This is a genomic window from Streptomyces sp. NPDC059247 (assembly GCF_042754005.1).
In the GTDB taxonomy this organism is placed as follows: Bacteria; Actinomycetota; Actinomycetes; order Streptomycetales; family Streptomycetaceae; genus Streptomyces.
The window spans coordinates 44,071-66,667 of sequence record NZ_JBHYZW010000016.1; the positions used below are offsets into that span (position 1 = coordinate 44,071).

Consider the following 22,597-nt stretch of genomic DNA (forward strand, 5'->3'; position numbering starts at 1 on the left):
GCCCCGGGCGGGGGCGGCCGTCGCTGCCGGGGGTGCGTCGGATCAGTTCGCGACCTTCGGCGCGGGCTCGTACTTGTAGCCGGAGGGGCCGAAGTGCTGCTTGACGAGCTTCTCCCAGGTGCCGTCGGAGACCATCTTCTCCAGCGCCTTGTTGATCTTGCCGCGCAGCTCGTCGTCGCCCTTCTTGACGCCGATGCCGTAGTTCTCGTCGCTCATCCGGAGGCCGACGAGCTTGAACTTGCCCTGGTTCTCCTTCTGCGCGGCGTAGCCCGCGAGGATGGAGTCGTCGGTGGTCAGGGCGTCGACGCGCTTGTTCTCCAGGCCGGTCAGGCACTCGGAGTAGCCGCCGAGCTGACGCAGGTCGGCCTTCGGGGCCAGCTTGTCCCGGACGTTCTGCGCCGAGGTCGAGCCGGTGACCGAGCAGAGCTTCTTGGCGTTGAGGTCCTCGACCTTGGTGATCGAGTTGTCGTCGGCGCGCACGAGGAGGTCCTGGTGGGCCAGGAAGTACGGACCGGCGAAGTCGACCTCCTTCTTGCGCTTGTCGTTGATCGAGTAGCTGGCGACGATGAACTTGACGTCACCGTTCTTGATCATGATCTCGCGCTGGGCGCTGGGCGTCTGCTTGAAGTTGATCTTGTCCTCGGTGTAGCCGAGCTCCTTGGCCACGTAGCGGGCGACGTCCACGTCGAAGCCGGCGTACTTGCCGTCCGGGGTCTTCAGGCCCAGGCCGGGCTGGTCGAACTTGATGCCGACGTTGATCTTGTCGCCGTTGCTGCCGGAATCCGAGCCGGTGCCACAGGCGGAGGCGGTCAGGGCGAGGACGACGGCGGCCGCGGCGGCGGCGGAGGTGCGACGAAGCTTCATCGAGGAATGTCCCTTGGTCTGGAGGCGAGTGGGGAGAATGGGCCCGAACTCGCTCAGTGGTGAAGGATCTTGGAGAGGAAGTCCTTGGCCCGGTCGCTGCGCGGGTTGCTGAAGAACTCCTCGGGCGTCGCCTGTTCGACGACGCGGCCGTCCGCCATGAAGACGACCCGGTTGGCGGCGGAGCGCGCGAAGCCCATCTCGTGGGTCACGACCACCATGGTCATGCCGTCCCGGGCCAGCTGCTGCATGACCTCCAGGACCTCGTTGATCATCTCGGGGTCGAGCGCGGAGGTCGGCTCGTCGAACAGCATGACCTTGGGGTCCATCGCGAGCGCGCGGGCGATCGCCACGCGCTGCTGCTGACCGCCGGAGAGCTGCGCCGGGTACTTGTCCGCCTGGGTGCCGACGCCGACCCGTTCGAGCAGGGCGCGGGCCTTGGTCTCGGCGGCCTTCTTCTCCGTCCTGCGGACCTTGATCTGGCCCAGCATCACGTTCTCCAGCACCGTCTTGTGCGCGAAGAGGTTGAAGGACTGGAAGACCATGCCGACGTCGGAACGCAGCCGGGCCAGCTCCCTGCCCTCCGCGGGCAGCGGCTTGCCGTCGATGGTGATGGTGCCGGAGTCGGTGCTCTCCAGCCGGTTGATCGTGCGGCACAGCGTCGACTTGCCGGACCCGGAAGGCCCGATGACGACCACGACCTCGCCGCGGCCGATCGTCAGATCGATGTCCTGGAGGACATGCAGTGCGCCGAAGTGCTTGTTCACACCGGACAGTACGACCAGATCGTCCGCGGCACGCGGGGCGTCCTCCGGACCCTTGGACACTGACTCTCCGCTCATCGGCCTCGCCCTCCTCGGTTGGGGAGGACACTAGAGACCCGATGTGATGACCGTCATCACATCTGAGCGGAAATTGAGGATAACGATCGGGCCGCAACCGGACACTCTGTGTGAAGAGGGCGCTCCGGGGCGTACCGGGCCCGGAGCGGAAGCACCACCGTCACCGGGGGACACTTGACTGTCGTACCCGTGTTCGGTGTTCATGTCCCGGTGGCACCTGGTACACAGAGAGCCGCCATCAGGACATCTTCACGGAGGAGGTACGCATGAGACTGCTGCTCGTCGAGGACGACGACCACGTCGCCGCCGCCCTCTCCGCCATCCTCGCCAAGCACGGCTTCGCCGTCACCCACGCCCGCAGCGGCGAGGAGGCGCTCCAGGCCGTCCTGCCCACCGCGCAGGGCGAGCGCCCCTCCTTCGGCGTGATCCTGCTCGACCTCGGCCTCCCCGACCAGGACGGCTACCAGGTCTGCGGACGCATCCGGAAGCTCACCGCCACCCCGGTGATCATGGTGACCGCGCGCGGCGACGTGCGCTCCCGGATCCACGGGCTCAACCTCGGCGCCGACGACTACGTCGTCAAGCCCTACGACCCCGGCGAACTGCTCGCCCGCATCCACGCCGTCAGCAGGCGCAACGGCCCCGCCGAGGAGACCCCCGGCGGCGCGCCCACCGACGGGACGCTGCTGCGGCTGGGCCCCGTCACCATCGAACTGCCCACCCGGCGGGTCAGCGTCCACGGCGAGAGCGTCCCCCTCACCCGCAAGGAGTTCGACCTCCTCGCCCTCCTCGCCCAGCGCCCCGGAGTCGTCTTCCGCCGCGAACAGATCATCAGCGAGGTCTGGCGCACCAACTGGGAGGGGACCGGCCGCACCCTGGAGGTCCACGTCGCCTCCCTGCGCTCCAAACTGCGGATGCCCGCCCTCGTCGAGACCGTGCGGGGCGTCGGCTACCGTCTGGTCACCCCCGCCGCCTGACCGCAGAACGGCCCCTCCGTGCGCACCCGCCTCCTTCCGCTGCTCATCGTCCTGATGGCGGGCGTCCTGCTCGCCCTCGGCTTCCCGCTCGCGGCCAGCCTCGCCGCCGCCGAACAGCAGCGGGTCGTCGTCGACCGGCTCGACGACGCCGCCCGCTTCGCCGCGCTCGCCCAGTTCGTCAGCGAGACCAGCCCCGGCACCGACGAACGACGTACCACCCTGCGCGGCGAACTCGCCAGCTACCACGACGTGTACGACATCCGCACCGGGATCTTCTACCGCGACAACCGTGCCATGGCCGCCGCCCCCGAGGGCTGGGTCGTCCCGTACGAGGGGGAGGGCAGGCGCGCCTTCAACGAGTCGCTGCTCGGCCGTCGCAGCCACGACCCGCCCCAGGTCTGGCCCTGGCAGCGCGACGCCCGGCTCATCATCGCCTCGCCCGTCGTCCGCGACGGGGACGTCGTCGCCGTCGTCGTCACCGACTCGCCCACCGGACCGCTCCGCTCCCGCATCCTGCGCGGCTGGCTGCTGATCTTCGCCGGAGAGGCCGTCGCCATGCTCGTCGCCGTCGGCGCCGCCTTCCGGCTCACCGGCTGGGTTCTGCGGCCGGTCCGCGTCCTCGACTCCGTCACCCACGACATCGCCACCGGCCGGATGAACTCCCGGGTCGCCGCGACCGGCGGCCCGCCCGAACTGCGGCGCCTCGCCAGCTCGTTCAACGAGATGGCCGACAACGTCGAAGAAGCCCTCGAACAGCAGCGGGCCTTCGTCGCCGACGCCTCCCACCAGCTCCGCAACCCACTGGCCGCACTGCTCCTGCGGATCGAACTGCTCGCCCTCGAACTCCCCGAGGGCAACGAGGAGATCGCCTCCGTACGGACCGAGGGCAAGCGCCTCGCCCAGGTCCTCGACGACCTCCTCGACCTGGCGCTCGCCGAGCACACGGCCGCCGAGCTGCGGCTCATCGACGTCGGCGCGCTCACCGCCGAACGGATCGCGTCCTGGCGGCCGGTCGCCGACGACAAGGGGGTCGCCCTCACCGGGGCGTGCGGGGCGGTCACCGCCTGGGCCGATCCGGTCGCGCTCTCCAGCGCCCTCGACGCGGTCATCGACAACGCGCTGAAGTTCACGCCCCCGGGAGAAGAGGTCGCGGTGGCCGTCGCCCCGGGCCGTACGGACGTCTCCGTCGTCGTCGCCGACCACGGTCCCGGCCTCACCGACGAGGAGCTGAGCCGGGTCGGCGACCGCTTCTGGCGCTCGGGACGCCACCAGAACGTGAAGGGCTCCGGCCTGGGCCTCTCCATCACCCGGGTGCTGCTCACGGCGGGCGGCGGCGGCCTCGCCTTCGCGCCGAACGCGCCGCACGGACTGCGGGTCACCGTCACCGTCCCGCGCCACCCCCCGGCGGACGCCGGGGACGGGGAACGTCAGGGTTTCACCGAGCGGTAGTAGCGGCGGGCGCCGTCGTGCAGGGTGAGTGGCTCCGTGTAGACGGCGGTCCGCAGGTCCACCAACTGGGCCGGATGGACCCGGCGGCCGATCCCGTCCCTGCTCCTGATCACCGTCCGGGTGAAGCCCTCCACCAGGTCCTCCTCCGCCTCCACCGTGGTGACCAGGAGGTTCGCCACCGCCAGGGTCTCTATCGGCCGCCCGTCCTGCGCCTTGGCGTACGCGTCGGCCGGGATCACCGCCGAGCGGTAGTGGCGGGTCGATCCGCCCACGTCGTGCAGCCGGTCGACGAGCCCCGCGTCCAGCGGGACCAGCCGCACCGGAGTGCGCTCCGACAGCGCCTGCACCGCCTGCGTCGGCAGCCCGCCCGACCAGAAGAAGGCGTCCAGCTCACCGCGCTCCAGACGCTCCGGCATCGTGTCGATGCCCGCCGGGACCGGTTCGACATCGCGTACGGGGGCGAGTCCGGCCGCCGCGAGGACCCGGTCGGCGATCAGCCGCACCCCCGAACCGTCCTGGCCCACGCCCACCCGCAGACCCCGCAGGTCCCGCACGGTCCGCACCCCGGAGCCCTTGGGCACCACGAGCTGGACGTAGTCGTCGTAGAGCCGGGCGCAGCCGCGCAGCCGCTCGAAGCCGGGCCTGCGCTCCCGCTGGTACTGGGCCACCGCGTCGGCGGTCGCCACGGTGAAGTCCGCCTCGCCCCCGGCCACCCGGGCCAGGTTCTGCTGGGAGCCCTCGCTGTCGGTGAGACGTATCGAGACCTTCGGCAGGTCCTTGGCCAGGGCCTGCTGGAGCAGTTCCCCGTACCGCTGGTAGACGCCGGTGGGGACGCCGGTGCTGAAGGTCACCGTGCCGCTGGGCGCGGGCGGACCGAAGGGAGCCGTCCACCACACCAGCAGCCCGCACAGCGCCAGCAGCGCGGCGGAGACCGCCAGGGCGCGTCGGCGAACGGCACGGGAGAGCGAGGGGGGCATCCCGCGATAGTGTCAGCTCCCCGTCGCCCTGGCCAGGCTGGACCGGGTCCGTGGCATTTCAGGACCGGCCGGGCGGGGGCCGCCCCCGGGGTCACCCCCGGCGCCCGCCCTTGTGAGGCCCCGGCACCGCCCCCGTGAGGCCCGCCTCGAGCCCGTACGTCACCGGCCCCCGCCCCCGTACCGGCCGGAAGGGGCGTACGCGCTCCGCCGAACTGGTGAGCGGTCGCCGGGGCGGGGGCCGTCGCCGTGTGTCCTGCCGGGGCGCCGGGACCCCGGCGGCTAGCGTCGGAACACGCTCGGTGATCCTGAGGGCAGTCCCCGGCCCGCCCCTGGCCTCCCGCCGAGCCGACCGGCACACCCCCGTCCCCGGGGAGTCCCGTGTCCCCGCCCGCGCCCCGGGCCCCCGCCGTGCGGTGCGCCGGGCGCCGGGGCCCCGGGCACCGCCTCAGCCCGCCACGGCGCTCAGCCGGCGCACCACCTCGTCCCGGCCCAGCGCCGCCGCCACCGTGAACAGGTCCGGGCTGCGGGTGCAGCCCGTCAGCGCCACCCTGATCACCTGGGCGATGGCCCTCGGCGGCCCCGCCCAGCGCTCCGGCTCCCGCCGCCACGCGGCCGTGTCCGGGGCGTGACCGTGCAGGACCGTCAGCGCGCGGAGCCTGCCGTACCACTCCTCCGGGGTCGCCACCCCCTCCGTCTCCCGTACGAACCCGGCGGCGACGGCCCGCACCAGGTCCCCCGGAAGACCCCCGTACCGGTCGTCCCCGGGCGCCGGTGCCGGACCGAACAGCTCCGCGAAGAAGAAGCCGTACCGGTCCCGGAAGCAGGACCAGCGGTCCAGGTCCTTCCGGGCGGGCGCGCCCTCCGGCCGCCCGGCGGCCACCGCGGCCAGCGCCAGGTCCCGGTGCCGGGCGAGGACCGACGCCAGCTCGGGGTCGTACTCCCGCGCCCAGGCGAGCAACTGCGCGTACAGCTCCTCCGGCGCCAGCGAGGCGATGAACTCCCGGCTCAGGGAGTGCAGTTTGGGCAGGTCGAGCAGCGGCCCCGAGGGGCGCATCCCGTCGAGCCGGACGGGCGCGGCGAGCGCCTCGGCGGTGGGCACGTCCATCAGCCGGATGTTGGCGAGACCCCGCAGATAGTGCTGCACGGCCGCCGGGGGATACCCGGCCGTCAGGTAGTAGTCCACCGACGCCTCGGGGTCCTTGCGCTTGCTGAGCTTGCGGCGCGAGGGGCCCTCGGCCTTCATCAGCGGCGCCAGGTGCGCGTACGAGGGCGGCTCGAAACCGAGCGCCGTGTGCAGCTGCAGGTGGACCGGCGTCGACGACAGCCACTCCTCCCCGCGCACCACGAGCGACACCCGCATCAGATGGTCGTCCACGACGTGCGCGAAGTGGTAGGTCGGCAGCGGGAGTTCCTCCTGCGAGGACTTCAGCAGCACGATGTCGTTGCCGTTGTCCTGCATGGTCACGGAGGACCGGATCCGGTCACTGAACCGGACCCGCCCGGGGAACTCGTACGGGCAGCGGAACCGCACCACGTACGGCTCGCCCGCCCCGATCCGGCGCGCCGCCTCCGCCGGGCCGAGCGTCCGGCACGGCGCCCACCGCCCGTAGTAGCCCAGCGGGGAGCGCCCCGCGCGCTGCTCCTCCCCGCTGAGGGCCAGCCGGTCCCTGTCGCAGAAGCACGGATAGGCGCGGTCCTTGCGCAGCAGTTCGCGGACGTGGCTGAGATAGACGTCCCGGCGCTCCGACTGGAGATAGGGGCCCCAGGCGCCGTCCCCGGACACCCCGCCCTCGTCGGGCGCGAGCCCGAAGGCGCCGAGCAGCCGGGAGAACTCCTCGGCTGCGCCCGCGACCCGGCGCGAGCGGTCGGTGTCCTCGACGCGCAGCACGTGCGTGCCGCCGCTCTGATGGGCCAGGGCGCGCGACACGGCCGCCGTGTACAGACCGCCGATGTGCAGATGGCCGGTGGGACTGGGGGCGAAGCGCGTCACCTCGGCGCCCCGCGGCAGGGCGCGCGGCGCGAACAGCCGCTCCCAGTCGGCCGGTTCCGGGAGATCGGGCGGGAACATCGCGTTGATGACGGAAAGGTCGAGCACGGTGGACTCCCTCCTGGGGTTCCTCGATCGGTCCACGGTAGGCCGGTGACCGGCCGATTCGAGCCGGACGGCCGCGCGAGGCTGCGGAACTCCGAACCCACTTCGGCGTTGTGGGCCCCGAGGGGGGTGCACGGTCAGTAGCGTCCCCATGACCGTTCCGTACGACGTACCCGCCCGTACCCGTACGCACCGAACCACACGACACACGCACACAAGGGGGTGTGATGGGCGGCACGCGCGCGGTGGCCCTGCTCGCGCTCGGCTCCTTCGCCATGGGGACCGACGCCTACGCGATGGCGGGGCTCCTCCCCGGCATCGGCGCCGACCTGGAGGTCTCCGTCTCCCTGGCGGGACAGTCCGTCACCGTCTTCACCCTCTGCTACGCCCTGGCGGCGCCCCTGTTCTCGGCCGTTCTCGCGCGCTGGGGCACCCGGACCGTCCTGATCACCGCACTCGTCGTCTTCGTCCTCGCCAACGCCGGTACGGCACTGACCGGTTCGTACGCCGGACTCCTCGGCACCCGGGCCCTCGCGGGCGCGGGCGCGGGCCTCTTCACCCCGGCGGCGGCCACCGCCGCCGGAGCGCTCGTCCCGCCCGAGCGGCGCGGCCGGGCCCTCGGCCTCGTCCTCGGCGGCATGAGCGCCGGAACCGTCCTCGGCGTCCCCCTGGGACTGCTCGTCGCCGCCCACTCCGGCTGGCGCACCGCGCTGTGGCTGATCACCGGACTCGGGGTGCTCGCCCTGCTCGGCGTCGCCACCCGGCTGCCCGCCGTCACCGGCGCCGCCGCGCCGGACCTGCGGGCCCGGCTCGGCGCCCTCGCCCGGCCCCGGGTCGCCGTGGTCGTCGCCGTCACCTTCACCCAGACCGTCGCCAGCCTCGGCCTCTACACCTATCTCCAGCCGGTCCTCCGGCGGACCGCCGACATCGGGAGCGCGGTGCCCCACCTGTGGGTCTGGGGCATCGGCGGGGTCTGCGGCAGCTTCCTCGCGGGCGCCCTCGTCGACCGGACCGGGAGGCCCGCGTTCCTCGCCGTCAGCCTGCTCGGCACCCTCGCCACCGCCCTGGCCCTGCTGCCCTGGACCGGCGCCGTCCCCGGTCTCGTCCTGCTGCCCCTGTTCGTCTGGGGCCTGGTCGGCTGGGCGTTCGTCGTCCCCCAGCAGCACCGGCTGCTCGCCGGGGACGGCGCCGGGGGAGCCGCCGCCGTCGGCCTCAACAGCTCGGCCACCTACCTCGGCGGCGCCGTCGGCTCCGCGCTCGGCGGCCTCGCCCTCGCCGGCGGGCTCGACGCCCGCTGGCTCCCGCTCCCCGCCGCCGGGGTCGCGCTCGCGGGAGTCCTCTTCCACCTCGCCGCGGTCGGGGCGTTCGCCGGACGCGGCGCCAGGACCGGCCGGAGCACCACGGACCATGCCAACAGGACCCGGGCCGCGGACGCGACCGCGGACGGGGACCTGGAAAGGAACGCCCCATGAAGTTCGGCGTCAATCTGCCCAACTACGGCCCCGAGGCCACCCCCGACGCCCTCGCCGACTGGGCGCTGCGGGTCGAGTCGACGGGCTACCACTACGCGATGGTCTCCGACCACGTGGCGCTCACCCCCGATGTGCAGCACCTCTTCCCCGCCCCCTTCTACGACCCCTTCGCGACGCTCTCCTGGCTCGCCGGGGTCACCAGGACCGTGGGCCTCGGCACGACGGTTACGATCCTTCCGTACCGGCACCCCGTGCACACCGCCCGGGTCGTCGCCAACATCGACCGGTTCAGCGGCGGGCGGTTCGTCTTCGGGGCCGCCGCCGGGTGGGCGGCCCGCGAGTTCGCCGTCATCGACGTCCCGTACCGCAAGCGCGGTGCGATCAGCGACGAGTACCTGGCCGCGATCAAGGCCTGCTGGGCGGACGAGGTCGCCTCCTTCGACGGCGCCCACGTCTCCTTCCGGGAGGTGCACACCGGGCCGCTGCCCGTGCAGCGGCCCGGCCCGCCGGTGTGGGTCGGCGGACACAGTTACGGGGCGCTGCGCCGGGCCGTCCGCCTCGGCGACGCCTGGCACCCCACCTCCGTCTCCGGCGACTGGCTCCTCGGCGTGGGCGTGCCGACGCTCCGTCAGGTCGCCGAGGAGCACGAGCGGCCCGTCCCCGGCCTCTGCCCCCGGATCAAGCTCCGGGTCACCCCCCGGCCGCTGGGCCCGGGGCGGCTCCTCGGCGAGGGCACCCTGGGGCAGATCGCCGACGACCTCGGACTCCTCCAGGACCTGGGCGCCCAGGCGGTGGTCCTGGACCCGACCTACCCGGGCGACCGGCGCGAACCGGGCCGCACCGCGCGCGACCTGGACGTCCTGGAGACACTGGCCAAGGAGATCATCGACCTGGACGCGGGCTGCGTACGATGACCGGTCGGTGAGGGAGGGGTGCGCGAGATGGTCGATCCGGACCTGCGGAAGCTGCGGGTGCTGAGGGAACTCAGCGAGCGCGGCACGGTCAGCGCGGCGGCCCAGGCGCTCCACCTCACTCCGCAGGCCGTCTCGCAGCAGATCAGCGCCCTGGGGCGGGAGTTGGGCGTACAGCTCACCGAGCCGTCGGGGCGCCGACTGCGGCTCACGGAGGCCGCCCGGATCGTGCTGCGGCACGCGGACGCGGTCTTCACCCAGATCGAGCAGTTGCGCGCCGAGCTGGCCGCCCACCGGAGCGGCGAGCGGGGGCAGGTGGCGGTCGCCGGGTTCTCCACCACCCTCTCGGCCCTGATCCTGCCGGCCGTGGCGCGGCTGCGGCAGACCCGGCCGCTGCTGCGGACCTCGCTCGCCGAGGTCGATCCGCCGGAGAGCTTCTCCCTGCTGCACCGCGGCGAGACGGACGTCGTCATCTCCGCGGACACCACCCGCACGGCCGGGAGCGCGGGGGAGGACGGCCGCTCCGACGGCCGGTTCCACCGGGTCGCGCTCTGCGACGACCCCTTCGACATCGCCCTGCCGGAGGGGCACCGGCTCCTCGACCGGGAGCGGCTCGTCCTGGCCGACCTCGCCGAGGAGACCTGGATCTTCGCCACCACCGGCATGTGCCACGACATCGGCGTCGCCGCGTGCACGGCCGCCGGGTTCACCCCGCAGGCCGCGCACGCCATCGGCGACTGGGACGCGACCCTGTCGGCGGTACGGCTCGGCCTCGGGGTCGCGCTGGTGCCCCGGCTCGCCAAACCGGCGCCCCGGCCGGAGGTGACGATCCGGGCGTTCAGCGAACACGCGCCGTCCCGGACGGTCTTCGCGGCCGTCCGCGAGGGCAGCCAGACCTCGCCGGAGATCGCCGCGGTCCTGGACGCGCTGCGGACGGTGGCACGGGCGGCGGTGGCGACGGCCTGACGACCGGGTGCCTACCGGGGCGGGGCGGGTGCCGGGGGCCATGCGGGGCCCATCGGGGCCCCTTCGCGCCCGGAGCCTGAGGCCTCAGGCCTCAGGCCTGGGCCTCATCCGCCCGGACCCGCCCGGCCGCCCGGCCGTTCACCCCCGCCGGACGCACCCGCTGTGCGCGCTCGCCGCACACTCCCGTCGTACGCCCCCGTCGTACGTGCCCGCCGGGCACGACCGGTGCCGGATACGACCGTGCTCGCCGGTCGGCCCCGCCCCGTACCCCCCCCCGCCCGACCAGGGCGAACGCGCCCGCTCGTGAAGGCCGTCCGTGATTCGCCACGGCTGCTGGAAGGTACCGTCCACCAGCCGTTGCTGGACCCGGCCGGGCCCCGGTGCCAGGCTCGTGGTCGTACCGCGGAACGTACCGCGCGTCCCCTTCCCCCTTCCTTCCCTGACTCCTCCGGAGAGCGGAAACACCCATGTCCAAAGCCACGTACACACGGCTGGCCGCGCTGAGCCTCATCTGGGGCTCCGTCTTCCTGTGGATCAAGATCGCCGGGTACGGCTTCTCGCCCGTGCAGATGGTGCTGATCCGGCTCGCCCTCGGCGCCGTCGTCATCCTCGCGATCGGCTACGCGAAGGGGCTCCGGCTGCCCAAGGAGGCCGCCACCTGGGGGCATCTGTCGGTCGCCGCGCTGCTCGGCAACGCCATCCCCTGGACCCTCTACGCGGAGGGCGAGATCGACGGCTCCAGCAGCGTCGCCGCCGTCGTCAACGGCAGCGCCCCGATCTGGACCCTCGCCGCCGCCCTGCTGCTCGGCCAGGAGAAGCGGGTCTCCGGCTTCAAGGCGGGCGGCGTGCTGCTCGGTCTCGGCGGCACCGCGCTCATCGCCTCCCCGTGGAACTCCGCCTCCGCGGGCTCCGGCTGGAGCATCCTCTGCTTCGTCCTCGGCTCCATCAGCTTCGGCGCCAGCTTCGCGTACATGGGCAAGTTCCTGGTGGGCAGGGGCATCCCGCCGCTGATGCTCGCGGGCGGGCAGCTCGGCGTCGCCACCCTGATGCTCCTGGTCGCCTTCCCGTTCCTCGGCCTCCAGGCCGTCACCTGGCGGACCGACTCGGTGATCGCGGTCCTCGTCCTCGGCGTCGTCTGCACCGGCTTCGCCGCCCTGCTCAACTTCGAACTGATCATCAAGGACGGGGCCACGGTCGCCTCGACCGTCACCTATCTGATGACCGCGGTCGCCGTCGTCCTGGGCGCCGCCGTGCTCCAGGAGCCGCTCGGCTGGACCGTGTGGGTCGGCGCCGTCGCGGTGCTCGCGGCCACCGGGCTGCTGCGGCGCAAGCCCCGCCCGGCACCCGAGCCGGAGCCCGCGCCCGCCCCGACCCCCGTGGCGACCACGACGGCGGCCGATTAGCGACCGCCCGGGAAGCAGTGACGCGGGGCGACACCCGGCCGTTTCCGACGGCCGGGCGACCGCCATTCCCCCAGGAAATGCCGGGCCGCCGACCGCAACATTGTGTTCATTAATGGGGCCGGTGGTGGGTGGTAGCGTCACAAGTGGAAACACCCGGCCTTTGTGGGGGAGTCGTACGTGGCTTTTGTGGTCGAACTCGTTTTCCGTGGCAATGAGACGGACCGGCTGAGTTTCGGGGAGGCTCACCGGACCTACTGGAAAAGGATGGCCGCACGCGGCATCCTGCTCGGCGGCGGTCCCTGGCGGGACGGCACCGGGGAACTCCTCGTCTGTGACGCCCGTGACCGCCGGACGCTCCTGCGGGTCCTGTACGCCGACCCGTACGCGCAGGCCCAGGTCATCGGGGAACTGCGGGTCCGGGAGTGGAACGCGGTCATGGGACATGTCGTGCTCGCCGGTCTGGAACGGTCCACCGGAGGCGCCGGGACCCACGAACGAATACGCGGGGGCGTCCCGACGCCCGTCCCGCCGGCGCTCCGCGAGGAGACCGCCGTCCGCGAGGAGCTGACCGCCCACGAACGGCGCATCGCCACGATGATGCTCGACGGACTGACCAACAAGCAGATCGCCGAGTCCTTCACGGTGTCGACCCGCGCCGTGGAGCTGCACATCACCCGGATCTACCGGAAGCTCGACATCCGCCGCCGCGCCCAACTGGCCGCTGCCATCGACCGGTTCGAAGCCGCGCTGGCCTGCTGATCCTTCACCTCACCCGTATCCGCCCATCCATATCCGCGCACCCGTATCCGCGCGCACATCCGCTGGGAGTCGTCATGCCGCTGGTCGAGATAACCGTCCCCGAGGGCAGTGTCACCGGAGCCGCCGCGGAGGTCCTGCAGCAGCGGGTCGCCGCCTCCGTGCTGACCGCCATGCAACTGCCCCCCACCGACTTCTTCGCCTCCGCCACCTGGGTGTACGTCCGCGAGGCGCCCAAGGGCCTCGCGGTCACCGGCGCGGGCACTCCCCCCGGCGTCCTGGTGGTGCTCACCCCCCTGAAGGGCTTCCTGACCCCCGAGCGCAACGAGGCGCTGGGGGCCGAGGTGACCCGGCACGCGCGGGAGGCGACCGGGAGCGCCGACACGGTCGTCTGGCTCGTCGTCAACGAGATCCCGGAGGGGAACTGGGCCGTCAACGACGCCCTCACCCGTCGCGCGAAGATCGACGAATTCATCGCCGAGGCCGCCGCCGCGACCCGGGCCCAGTAATTCCGTTTCCGCTTTCCGGATGCCCCGCACGGGCATCTCGCATTCCGGATGGTCCGGGGGACCGCACGTCCCGCATTCCGGACCGTCCCGCATTACGGACGCCCACGGCGCCGCACCGTATTCATCGGTGCGGCGCCGTTCGCGTGCACGGAACGGATTCGGCCACGGGTGCGGAATCCCGTATCGATGTGCGGTGCTTTTCCCTCGTACGGTGATGTCAATGGCACCGACGGATCGGAGAGACTCGCTCATGGCTCTGCAATCGGCGCCCCGACTCGGTGTGGTGGTTCCTTCCGGAAACGCCGCGGCCGAACCCGAGATCGTGGGCCTCGTAAGCCCCGCACTGAATGTCCACACCGCGCGATTCCCGGTCCTTCCCGGAAATGACCTGCGCGGCCGTCTCGAGAAGTACAACGAAGTGCTCCCCGATGTCCTGGGGAATTTCGGCGGACTGCGTCCCGACGCCACCGTCGTCTCCTGCACGGGATCCCACTATCTGCTCACCCCGGACGGCGACCGCGCCCTCTGCGCGGAACTCTCCGAGCGGACCGGCGCGCCCGTGCGCTCCGCCGCCCTCGCCATCCTCGACACCGCGCGCGCCGTGGGCTCCGAGCGGCTCGTCCTCGTCTCCCCGTACGAGCCGTGGCTCACCGAACTGAGCCACGGCTACTGGGAAGCCGCCGGGCTCGCCGTCGACCGGGTCGTCAAGATCCGGGCCGGTGCCCGCTTCTCCCCGTACGACGTGACCACCGACGAACTCGTCGCCCAGGTCCGGGAGGCCGAACTGCCCGAGGACGCCACCCTGTTGTTCACCGGCACCGGCATGTTCACCTTCGACGCGCTCGCCGAACTGGGCCGCGACAGCGCGCGGACCCTGCTCACCTCCAACCTGGCGAGCGCCTGGTGGGCCCGGGACGTCCTCGGCGTCCCGGCCGACGGCCCCGACGCCCACCCGCTGCTGCGCAGGCTCGCCGAACGGACCGGCACCGCCCGGGGCGACCGGTCCGACGCCTCCGGCCGTACCGCCGTGACCGTGTCGTGAGCGGTCCCGCCGCCTCCCGGCGGGAACCCGTCGCCGTCGTCGGCGCCGGTCCCGTCGGACTCGCCGCCGCGCTCGTCCTCGCCCGGTCCGGCATCCCGGTCGCCCTCCTGGAGTCCCGTACGGAACTCGCCACCGAGTCCCGCGCCTCCACCTTCCACCCGTCCACCCTCGACCTCCTCGACGAACTCGGCGTCGCGGCGGCCCTGCGCCGCCAGGGCCGCGTCGTCGACCGCGTCCAGTGGCGCGACCTGGACGGCGGCGTCCACGCCGAGCTGGACTACGCCCTGCTCGCCGGGGCGACCGGCCACCCGTACCGGCTCCACGTCGAACAGTCCCGGCTCACCCCGCTGCTGCTCGCCGAACTCGCCGCGACCGGACTCGCCGACATCCGCTTCGGCGCCACCGTCACCGGCGCGGAGGACACCGGCGACGGGGTCCGGCTGCGCGCCGAGGACCCCGCCGGGCGGACCACCGCCACCCGGCACCCGTACGTCCTGGCGGCCGACGGCAGCCGCAGCGTCCTGCGGGACCTCGCCGGACTCCCCGGCACCGCCGAGGTCTACCCCGACTACGCGCTCCGCGTGGTCACCGAGACCCCGCTCGACGAACTGGTCCCCGGGCTCGCCGCGCTCAGCTACGTCCGCGACCCGCGGGGCTCGTACAGCGCGCTCGGCATGACCGACCACTGGCGGCTGATCTTCCGCGTCCCGCGCGGCACCGACCGGGACGAGATCCTCGCCCCCGACGCCGTACGGGCCAGGGTCGAGCGGGCGCTGCCGGGCGACGCGGGGCGCGCGGTCCGCGTCGGCGACGCCCACACCTACCGGCTCGCGCGGTTCCTGCTGCCCCGCTACCGGGCCGGACGGGTGCTGTTCGCCGGGGACGCGGCCCATCTGACGTCCACCGCGGGCGGCCTGAACATGAACTGCGGGCTGCACGACGCGGTGGAGACCGGCCGGGCCCTCGCCGCCGTGCTGCGCGGCGACCCGGCGGGGGAGAGCGTCCTCGACGCCGCCCTCGACCGGCGCAGGAGCGTCGTCGAGACGGCCGTCATCCCGCGCAGCGAGGCCCGCACGGCGGGCATCGGGGGACCGGCCGGACTCACCGAGGCCCTCGCCGCCGTGAAACGCACCGCCGCCGACCCCCGGTCGGCCGCCGACTACCTGTTCAAGGCGTCACTTCTCGACGTCGCACCACGACCCCTGAAAGGTGACGCACATGCGGATCTGGTTTCACAAGCACACCGTTGAGGGACGCCTGCCGCTGCTCGACCAGTGGTACCGCGAGCACCTCGACGCCATCGCCTCACCCGGCACCACCGTCGACATCAAGACCCTGCCGGCCGACACCTACCCCGACCGCACCCCCTTCGGCCTGGTCGGCCACCACTCCGCCCAGGTCCTCTTCAGCAGGCACTTCTCCGAGTCCGCGCTCGTCGCCGAACGGGAGGGCTACGACGCCTGGGTGATCGCCGCGGGCCAGGACCCCGGTCTGCGCGACGCCCGCCACCTCGCCTCCATCCCGACCCTCGGCTACGGCGAGACGGCCTTCTTCCTCTCGGCGCTCACCGGGCAGCGCTTCGGCGTCCTCGGCTTCATGCCGCCGCTCGAAGAGCCCATCAGGGCCAACATCCGCCAGTACCGCCTGGAGTCCTCGCTCAGCTCCTACGAGGTCGTCCCCGGCGGCTGGGACTCCGTACACCGCTCTCTGGAGGGCGACTTCGACGAGTTCGTCGAGGTGTACTCGGCCGCCGCGCTGCGCGCCGCCGAGGCCGGAGCGGAGGTCATCATCCCCGCCGAGGGCATCCCCAACGAGATCCTCTGGCACCTGGGCATCCACGAACTGCACGGCCTGCCCGTGATCGACCCGGCCGGACTCGCCGTCAAGCTCGCCGAGACCCTCGTCCAGCTGGGCGAGCTGAAGCTCTTCCAGCGCAGCGGCCACGGCTACTGGTTCAGCCGCCCCGACGAGCCCGTCTCCAAGCACCTGGAGCAGGTCTTCCTCGGCTCGGCGCTCTAGAGCGCGCCAGGAGATGCCGTGTACGCCGCCCGGCGCCGGTCCGGGCCCCCGGGGAACGTCCCGCCCACCCCACCGGACTCGCTCCGGCCGTCAGGACACCCCCCGCACCTCACCGCCCGACCCCAACCCCTCGCGCGACCGCACCTCACCGTGCGACCGCATCCCCTCGCGCGACCACGTCCCACCGTGCGACCGCACTCCACCGTGCGACCGCACCCCACCGCCACCGCCCCAGCCGGTACGCCTCCCGAGGAGTCACGCTCATGACGTACGACGCCTACGGCCGCAACACCGCGGCCACCGACCCCGCCGCCCCTTACTACCGCCCCCGCCGACTGCGCCGCACCCCCGCCCTGCGCCGGTTCGCCGCCGAGACCCGGGTCGGCCCCGCCAACCTCGTCCAGCCCCTCTTCCTCCGCGAGGGCCTGACCGAACCGCGCGAGATCCCGTCCATGCCGGGCGTCTTCCAGCACACCCGCGACAGCCTCCGCAAGGCCGCCGCCGAAGCGGTCGCCAACGGGGTCGGCGGACTCATCCTCTTCGGCATCCCCGAGCACAAGGACCCCACCGGCACCGGCGCCGTCGACCCCGAGGGCATCCTCCAGGTCGCCCTGCGGGACGTCACCGCCGAGGTCGGCGACTCCACCGTGATCATCGGCGACATCAACCTCGACGAGTACACCGACCACGGCCACACCGGGGTCCTCGACGCCGACGGCGACGTCGACAACGACGCCAGCATCGAGCTGTACGCGCAGGCGGCCGTCGTCCAGGCCGACGCGGGCGCCCACATCGTCGCCCCCAGCGGCATGATGGACGGCCAGGTCCGCCGCATCCGCGAAGCCCTCGACCAGGCCGGACACCAGTCCGTGGCCATCCTCGGCTACTCCGCCAAGTACGCCTCGCACTTCTACGGCCCCTTCCGGGACGCCGTCGAGTCCACCCTGCGCGGCGACCGCAAGGGCTACCAGCAGTTCCCCGGCAACATCCGCGAATCCCTCCTGGAGGTCTCGCTCGACGTGGCCGAGGGCGCCGACCTCGTCATGGTGAAGCCCGCCCTCGCCTACCTCGACATCGTCCGGCTCATCGCCGACCACGTCCAGGTGCCCGTCTCCGCCTACCAGGTCTCCGGCGAGTACTCCATGGTCGAGGCCGCCGCCGCCAAGGGCTGGATCGACCGCGACCAGGTCGTCCGCGAGAGCCTCGCGTCCATCCACCGCGCGGGCGCCACCCAGATCATCACCTACTGGGCCTCCGAGTTCGCCCAGACCCTGGACCGGTGACCCGGTGACCTCGTCCTCCTCCATGCTGGTCCTCGGCATCAGCCACGCCAGCGCCCCCCTCGACCTCCTGGAGAGACTCGCCGGCACCGACCGCCCCGCCGAGGACCTCGTCTCCGACGCGACCTCCGTGGACGGCATCGACGCCGCCGTCGTCGTCTCCACCTGCAACCGCCTGGAGATCTACGCCGAGACCCGGGGCCCGTCCGGCGGCCCCGGCGACCCCGGCGGACTGAGCGGCCTCGGCGAGCTGTTCGCCCAGCACACCGGCGTCGACCACGAGGAGATCGCCCCGCACCTCTACAGCCACCACGCCGACGGAGCCGTACGCCACCTGTTCGCCGTCGCCTCCGGCCTGGAGTCGGTCGTCGTCGGCGAGGACCAGATCCTCGGCCAGGTCAAGCTCGGCCTCGAACGGTCCCAGCGGCTCGACCGGACCGGCCGCGTCCTCGCCAAGGCCGTCCAGACCGCCCTGCGGGTCGGCAAGCGCGCCCGCAACGAGACCGGACTCAACGAGGCGGGCCGCTCCCTCGCCACCGCCGGACTCGGCTTCTTCGAACGCCGGGTCGGCTCCCTGCACGGCAAGACCGCCCTCGTCATCGGCGCCGGGGCCTTCGCCGGAGTCGTCGTCGCCGCGCTGCGCCGCTCCGGACTCGACCGGGTGCACGTCGCCAACCGCACCCCGGAGAAGGCCCAGCGCCTCGCCGAGACCACCGGGGGAGTGGGGTACGACCTCACGGACCTGCCCCGGCTGCTCACCGAGGTCGACGTGGTCGTCGGCGCCACCGCCGCCACCGGACACCTCGTCACCACCCGTGACGTGGAGGCCGCGCTGGCCGCCCGGGACGGCCGCGAGCTGTTCCTGCTCGACCTGTCACTGCCCCACAACATCGCCCCCGCCGCCGCCGAACTGCCCGGCGTCACCTTCGTCGACCTCCGCCGGATCGCCGAGGAGGGCCAGGAGGACGAGATCTCCGCGGCCAGCGTCCAGGCCGCGCACGAGCTGATCGACGCCGAGGTCGAGCAGTTCCGCACCGGCCTCCGGCTCGCCGGGGCCAAGCCCGTCCTCACCGCGCTGCGGGCCGCCGCCGCCGAGGCCGCCGAGGCCGAACTCGACCGGCTCGCCCGCCGCCTCGAAGGTCTCGACGGCACCGCGCGGCAGGAGATCGACCGCAGCGTCCGGCGCATCGTCGACAAGGCGCTGCACCAGCCGACCGTCCTGGTCCGCGAACTGGCGGCCGACCCCGACGGCGCCCGGCACATCGCCGCCTTCACCCGGCTCTTCGCGGCGGCGGAGACCGGCGGCGGCACCGGTGCGCACCCGGGCGCGGCGACCACGCCCGGCACCGGGGCCACCGCCGCCGCGGCCACTTCCGGAGCCGGAGCCACTTCCGGCACCGCGACGACCCCCGGCACCGCGACCACTTCCACCACCCCCACCACCCCCGGCACCGCGACCCTCCCCGGCGCGGGCACGAACGACCCGAACGAGAAGAAGATCGAGGCCATCGCATGAGTGACATCTCGGCCCTCTGGGAAGCCGAATCCATCGCCGTCATCGGGGCCAGCGAGCGCCCCGGCGCCCTGGGCCGCAAGCCGCTCGACTACCTCCTCCGGTACGGCTACAAGGGCCGCATCCTGCCGGTGAACCCGCGCTCCCCGGAGATCCTCGGCGTCCCCGCCTACCCCAGCGTCAAGGACGCCCCCGGCCCGGTCGACCTCGCGCTGATCATGGTCTCCGCCGAGCGGGTCCTCGGCGCCGTCGACGACTGCGTGGCCGCCGGGGTCAAGCTCGCCGTCATCGCCTCCTCCGGCTTCGCCGAGACCGGCGAGGAGGGCGCCCGCCTCCAGGCGGAGGTCGTCGCCAGGGCCCGCGCGGGCGGCCTGCGGATCATCGGCCCCAACTGCATCGGCGCCGTCGCCTACGAGAACCGCGTCCTCGCCACCTTCAGCCCCCTCTTCGGTGCCGAGTCCGTGCCCTTCGAGCCCGGCACCCTCGCCTTCGTCAGCCAGAGCGGCGCCCTCGGCTTCGGGGCCGCCAGCCTCGCCCTGGAGCGGGGACTGCGCCCCGGCTGGGTCGTCAGCACCGGCAACGACGCCGACGTCACCGCCCTCGAAGTCCTCCGCGAACTCGCCGCCGTGCCCGAGGTCACCGGCCTCCTCGGCTATCTGGAGGACACCCCCGACATCGGTACCCTGCGCGAACTCGCGGGCTCAGGGAAGCCCGTCGCCCTGCTCAAGTCCGGCCGCACCGAGGCCGGCGGCCGGGCCGCCGCCTCCCACACCGGCGCCCTCGCCACCGACGACCGGGTCCTCGACGCCGCCCTGCGCGGCCTCGGCATCGTCCGCGTCGACGACATCGACGAACTCCTCGACGTGGCACGGGTCTTCGAGTCCGAGCGGCGCCCCACCGGCAACCGCGTCGCCGTCGTCACCACCTCCGGCGGCTCCGGCATCCTCGCCGCCGACGCCGTCGAGGCGTACGGACTCGAACTCAGCGACCTGGAACCGCGCAGCAAGGAGGCGCTCGCCGAGATCGTCCCCGCCTTCGGGGCCATCGACAACCCCGTCGACATCACGGCCACGGTCCTCAGCGACCCGTCCCTCTTCGACCGCTCGCTCGACGTCCTCATCGCCGACGAGACCGTCGACATCATCGTCGCCGCGTTCTGCGTGATGGCGGGACCCGACGTCGAGAAGGCCGTCAACGCCCTCTCCCGGGCCGCCGTGAAGGGCGGCAAGCCGATCCTCGTCGCCCGCACCGGCGCCGACTTCCTCGCCCCCGACGCCCCGCGCGACCTGCGCGAGGCCGGACTCCCCGAGTACCCGACCCCGGCCCGCGCCCTGCGCGCCGCCGCCGCCCTGTGGGAGGTCAGCCGCCCCCGGGTGCTGCCCGAGGCCCCCCGCCCCGGCACCGTGCCCGGCCCCGGCGACGGCGTCGGCGAGCCGGAGCTGAAGGCCCTCCTCGCCGAGGCGGGGATCGCCGTGCCCGAGGGCCGGATCGCCGGGAGCCCCGAGGACGCGGTCGCCGCCGTGGCCGAAGTCGGCGGCACCGCCGTGTTCAAGGCCGTCGTCCCCGGTCTGCTCCACAAGACGGAGGCGGGCGGCGTCGAGGTCGGCGTCACCGCCGAAGCCGCACCCGGGGCCCACGCCAGGCTCGCCGCGCTCGGCGGCCGGGTCCTCGTCGAGGAACTCGTCGACGAGGGCGTCGAGTTGATCGTCGGCGTCCACACCACCGACCTGGGCCCGGTGCTCACCGCCGGTCTCGGCGGGATCTTCACCGAGGTCCTGGACGACGTCGGCCACCGGCTGCTGCCGCTGGCCCCGGGCGAGGGCGCCGAACTGCTCGCCGGACTGCGCGGCGCCAAGATACTCGCCGGGACCCGGGGCCGGGCCGCCGTGGACGTCGGGGCAGCCGCCGAACTCCTGCACAAGGTCGGCGAACTCGTCCAGGACTGGCCGCCCGGCTTCGCCCTCGACCTCAACCCGGTGCGCGTGCTGTCCACGGGCGCCGTCGTCCTGGACGCGGCACTGACCACCGAGGCCCCGGCCGCCGACGAGGCCCCCGCCACCACCGAGGAGACCGGCCGATGAGCGGCGGAGAGCACGCGAGCAAGGCCCTGTTCGAGCGGGCCCGCAAGGTCACCCCCGGCGGAGTCAACTCCCCGGTCCGTGCCTTCGGCGCCGTCGGCGGCACCCCCCGCTTCATCGCCTCGGCGCAGGGCCCGTACCTCACGGACAGCGACGGCAACGAGTACGTCGACCTGATCTGCTCCTGGGGCCCGATGATCCTGGGCCACCGGCACCCGGCCGTCGTCGAGGCCGTCACCCGGGCCCTGGACCACGGCACCTCCTTCGGCGCCCCCTCCACCGGGGAGGTCGAACTCGCAGAGGAGATCGTCGACCGGGTCGCACCGGTCGAGCAGGTCCGCCTCGTCAGCTCCGGCACCGAGGCCACCATGTCGGCGATCCGGCTGGCCCGGGGCTTCACCGGACGCGGCAAGATCGTGAAGTTCGCGGGCTGCTACCACGGCCATGTGGACGCGCTCCTCGCCTCGGCCGGTTCGGGCCTCGCCACCTTCGCGCTGCCCGACACCCCCGGCGTCACCGGCGCCCAGGCCTCCGACACGATCGTCCTGCCGTACAACGACCTGGTCTCCGTCGAGAAGGTCTTCGCGGAGATCGGCGACGAGATCGCCGCCGTGATCACCGAGGCCGCCCCCGGCAACATGGGCGCCGTCCCGCCGCTGCCCGGCTTCAACGCGGGCCTGAAGGAGATCACCGCCCGGCACGGCGCGCTCTTCATCTCCGACGAGGTCATGACCGGCTTCCGGGCCAGCCGCGCGGGCTGGTTCGGCCGCGACGGAGTCACCCCCGACCTGCTGACCTTCGGCAAGGTCATGGGCGGCGGCTTCCCGGCGGCGGCCTTCGGCGGCCGGGCCGACGTCATGGCCCACCTCGCCCCGGCGGGCCCCGTCTACCAGGCGGGCACCCTCTCCGGGAACCCGGTCGCCACCGCCGCGGGCCTCGCCACCCTCCGGCACAGCACCCCCGAGGTGTACGCACGGCTCGACGAGGTCTCCACGACCCTCGGCACCGAGGTGTCGGCGGCCCTGACGAAGGAGGGCGTGGCCCACCGGGTGCAGTACTCCGGCACCATGTTCTCGGTCTTCTTCACCGAGGACCAGGTGGTCGACTTCGACGACGTCCGCGCCACCGAGGCGTACCGCTACACGCCCTTCTTCCACGAACTGCTCCGCCAGGGCGTCTATCTGCCGCCCTCGCCCTTCGAGGCGTGGTTCATCTCCGCCGCCCACGACGACCGGGCCGTCTCCCGGGTCGTCGAGGCGCTCCCGGCGGCGGCGCGTGCCGCGGCGGCGGCGCGACCGTGACGGATGCGGCCGGTCCGCCGTGGCACGACCACGGCGGACCGGCCGCACGGGGGAAGGCCCCCGAACGGACCGGACACACGGGGAAGCCCCCGTGGCAGCTGCCACGGGGGCTTCCCCCTGCGTCCGGCGCGGCCGGTCCGGGCCGGGGC

General features: G+C 73.3%; 19 protein-coding genes. 15 read left to right on the forward strand and 4 right to left on the reverse strand.

Annotation, left to right across the window (positions count from 1 at the left end):
* Positions 1–42 precede the first annotated feature (42 nt).
* Positions 43–864 (reverse strand): glutamate ABC transporter substrate-binding protein, encoded by an 822-nt coding sequence (locus ACFXGN_RS24960; RefSeq protein ID WP_384863135.1) that lies wholly within the window; start codon positions 862–864, stop codon positions 43–45.
* Between the two features lie 53 nt (positions 865–917).
* Positions 918–1,703: an amino acid ABC transporter ATP-binding protein gene (locus tag ACFXGN_RS24965; protein WP_384863137.1), complete on the reverse strand. Its 786-nt coding sequence runs from the start codon at positions 1,701–1,703 to the stop codon at positions 918–920.
* A gap of 266 nt (positions 1,704–1,969) precedes the next feature.
* Here ACFXGN_RS24965 and ACFXGN_RS24970 point away from each other — a divergent pair, with 266 nt between their 5' ends.
* Entirely contained in the window at positions 1,970–2,680 is a 711-nt protein-coding gene (locus tag ACFXGN_RS24970) for a response regulator transcription factor (RefSeq protein WP_384863140.1), read from the forward strand.
* An 18-nt stretch (positions 2,681–2,698) separates the two neighbouring features.
* Positions 2,699–4,129, forward strand: coding sequence for an ATP-binding protein (locus ACFXGN_RS24975; RefSeq protein WP_384863143.1), 1,431 nt, complete (start codon positions 2,699–2,701; stop codon positions 4,127–4,129).
* Here ACFXGN_RS24975 and ACFXGN_RS24980 read toward each other — a convergent pair.
* The gene (locus ACFXGN_RS24980; RefSeq protein ID WP_384863146.1) at positions 4,108–5,106 is read right to left on the reverse strand and encodes a TAXI family TRAP transporter solute-binding subunit; all 999 of its coding nucleotides are present in this window, start codon (positions 5,104–5,106) and stop codon (positions 4,108–4,110) included. The two genes, ACFXGN_RS24975 and ACFXGN_RS24980, sit on opposite strands and share 22 nt — an antisense overlap.
* 445 nt (positions 5,107–5,551) lie before the next feature.
* Positions 5,552–7,201 carry a glutamate--tRNA ligase gene (locus tag ACFXGN_RS24985; protein WP_384863148.1) on the reverse strand — a complete coding sequence of 550 codons (1,650 nt, stop codon included), beginning with the start codon at positions 7,199–7,201 and terminating at the stop codon, positions 5,552–5,554.
* 224 nt (positions 7,202–7,425) lie between these two features.
* Between ACFXGN_RS24985 and ACFXGN_RS24990 the strand changes: the two genes are divergently transcribed.
* From ACFXGN_RS24990 to hemL, 13 genes are all read left to right on the forward strand, one after another.
* The gene (locus tag ACFXGN_RS24990) at positions 7,426–8,670 is read left to right on the forward strand and encodes an MFS transporter (RefSeq protein ID WP_384863151.1); all 1,245 of its coding nucleotides are present in this window, start codon (positions 7,426–7,428) and stop codon (positions 8,668–8,670) included.
* Positions 8,667–9,584, forward strand: coding sequence for a TIGR03619 family F420-dependent LLM class oxidoreductase (locus tag ACFXGN_RS24995; protein ID WP_384863154.1), 918 nt, complete (start codon positions 8,667–8,669; stop codon positions 9,582–9,584). Before ACFXGN_RS24990 ends, ACFXGN_RS24995 begins: the two co-directional genes overlap by 4 nt.
* 27 nt (positions 9,585–9,611) lie before the next feature.
* Complete coding sequence (locus ACFXGN_RS25000) at positions 9,612–10,547, forward strand: LysR family transcriptional regulator (protein ID WP_384863157.1); 936 nt, start codon at positions 9,612–9,614, stop codon at positions 10,545–10,547.
* Positions 10,548–11,014: 467 nt separating this feature from the next.
* Positions 11,015–11,950, forward strand: a complete 936-nt coding sequence (locus tag ACFXGN_RS25005; RefSeq protein ID WP_384863160.1) for a DMT family transporter — start codon at positions 11,015–11,017, stop codon at positions 11,948–11,950.
* A 186-nt stretch (positions 11,951–12,136) separates the two neighbouring features.
* Complete coding sequence (locus ACFXGN_RS25010; RefSeq protein ID WP_366444279.1) at positions 12,137–12,709, forward strand: LuxR C-terminal-related transcriptional regulator; 573 nt, start codon at positions 12,137–12,139, stop codon at positions 12,707–12,709.
* A gap of 74 nt (positions 12,710–12,783) precedes the next feature.
* Positions 12,784–13,215, forward strand: coding sequence for a 4-oxalocrotonate tautomerase family protein (locus tag ACFXGN_RS25015; RefSeq protein WP_384863162.1), 432 nt, complete (start codon positions 12,784–12,786; stop codon positions 13,213–13,215).
* 418 nt (positions 13,216–13,633) lie between these two features.
* The gene (locus tag ACFXGN_RS25020) at positions 13,634–14,257 is read left to right on the forward strand and encodes an arylmalonate decarboxylase (RefSeq protein WP_384863165.1); all 624 of its coding nucleotides are present in this window, start codon (positions 13,634–13,636) and stop codon (positions 14,255–14,257) included.
* Positions 14,254–15,507 carry an FAD-dependent oxidoreductase gene (locus tag ACFXGN_RS25025; protein WP_384863168.1) on the forward strand — a complete coding sequence of 418 codons (1,254 nt, stop codon included), beginning with the start codon at positions 14,254–14,256 and terminating at the stop codon, positions 15,505–15,507. Before ACFXGN_RS25020 ends, ACFXGN_RS25025 begins: the two co-directional genes overlap by 4 nt.
* Complete coding sequence (locus tag ACFXGN_RS25030; RefSeq protein ID WP_384863171.1) at positions 15,476–16,276, forward strand: aspartate/glutamate racemase family protein; 801 nt, start codon at positions 15,476–15,478, stop codon at positions 16,274–16,276. Before ACFXGN_RS25025 ends, ACFXGN_RS25030 begins: the two co-directional genes overlap by 32 nt.
* A 263-nt stretch (positions 16,277–16,539) precedes the next feature.
* The gene (hemB, locus tag ACFXGN_RS25035; RefSeq protein ID WP_384863173.1) at positions 16,540–17,559 is read left to right on the forward strand and encodes a porphobilinogen synthase; all 1,020 of its coding nucleotides are present in this window, start codon (positions 16,540–16,542) and stop codon (positions 17,557–17,559) included.
* Positions 17,560–17,563: 4 nt separating this feature from the next.
* On the forward strand, positions 17,564–19,072 hold the full coding sequence (gene hemA, locus ACFXGN_RS25040; protein ID WP_384863176.1) for a glutamyl-tRNA reductase: 1,509 nt from the start codon (positions 17,564–17,566) through the stop codon (positions 19,070–19,072).
* Positions 19,069–21,150 (forward strand): acetate--CoA ligase family protein, encoded by a 2,082-nt coding sequence (locus tag ACFXGN_RS25045; protein ID WP_384863178.1) that lies wholly within the window; start codon positions 19,069–19,071, stop codon positions 21,148–21,150. The genes hemA and ACFXGN_RS25045 overlap by 4 nt, the downstream gene beginning before the upstream one ends.
* Positions 21,147–22,448: a glutamate-1-semialdehyde 2,1-aminomutase gene (hemL, locus tag ACFXGN_RS25050; RefSeq protein WP_384863181.1), complete on the forward strand. Its 1,302-nt coding sequence runs from the start codon at positions 21,147–21,149 to the stop codon at positions 22,446–22,448. The genes ACFXGN_RS25045 and hemL overlap by 4 nt, the downstream gene beginning before the upstream one ends.
* The last annotated feature ends 149 nt before the right edge of the window (positions 22,449–22,597 follow it).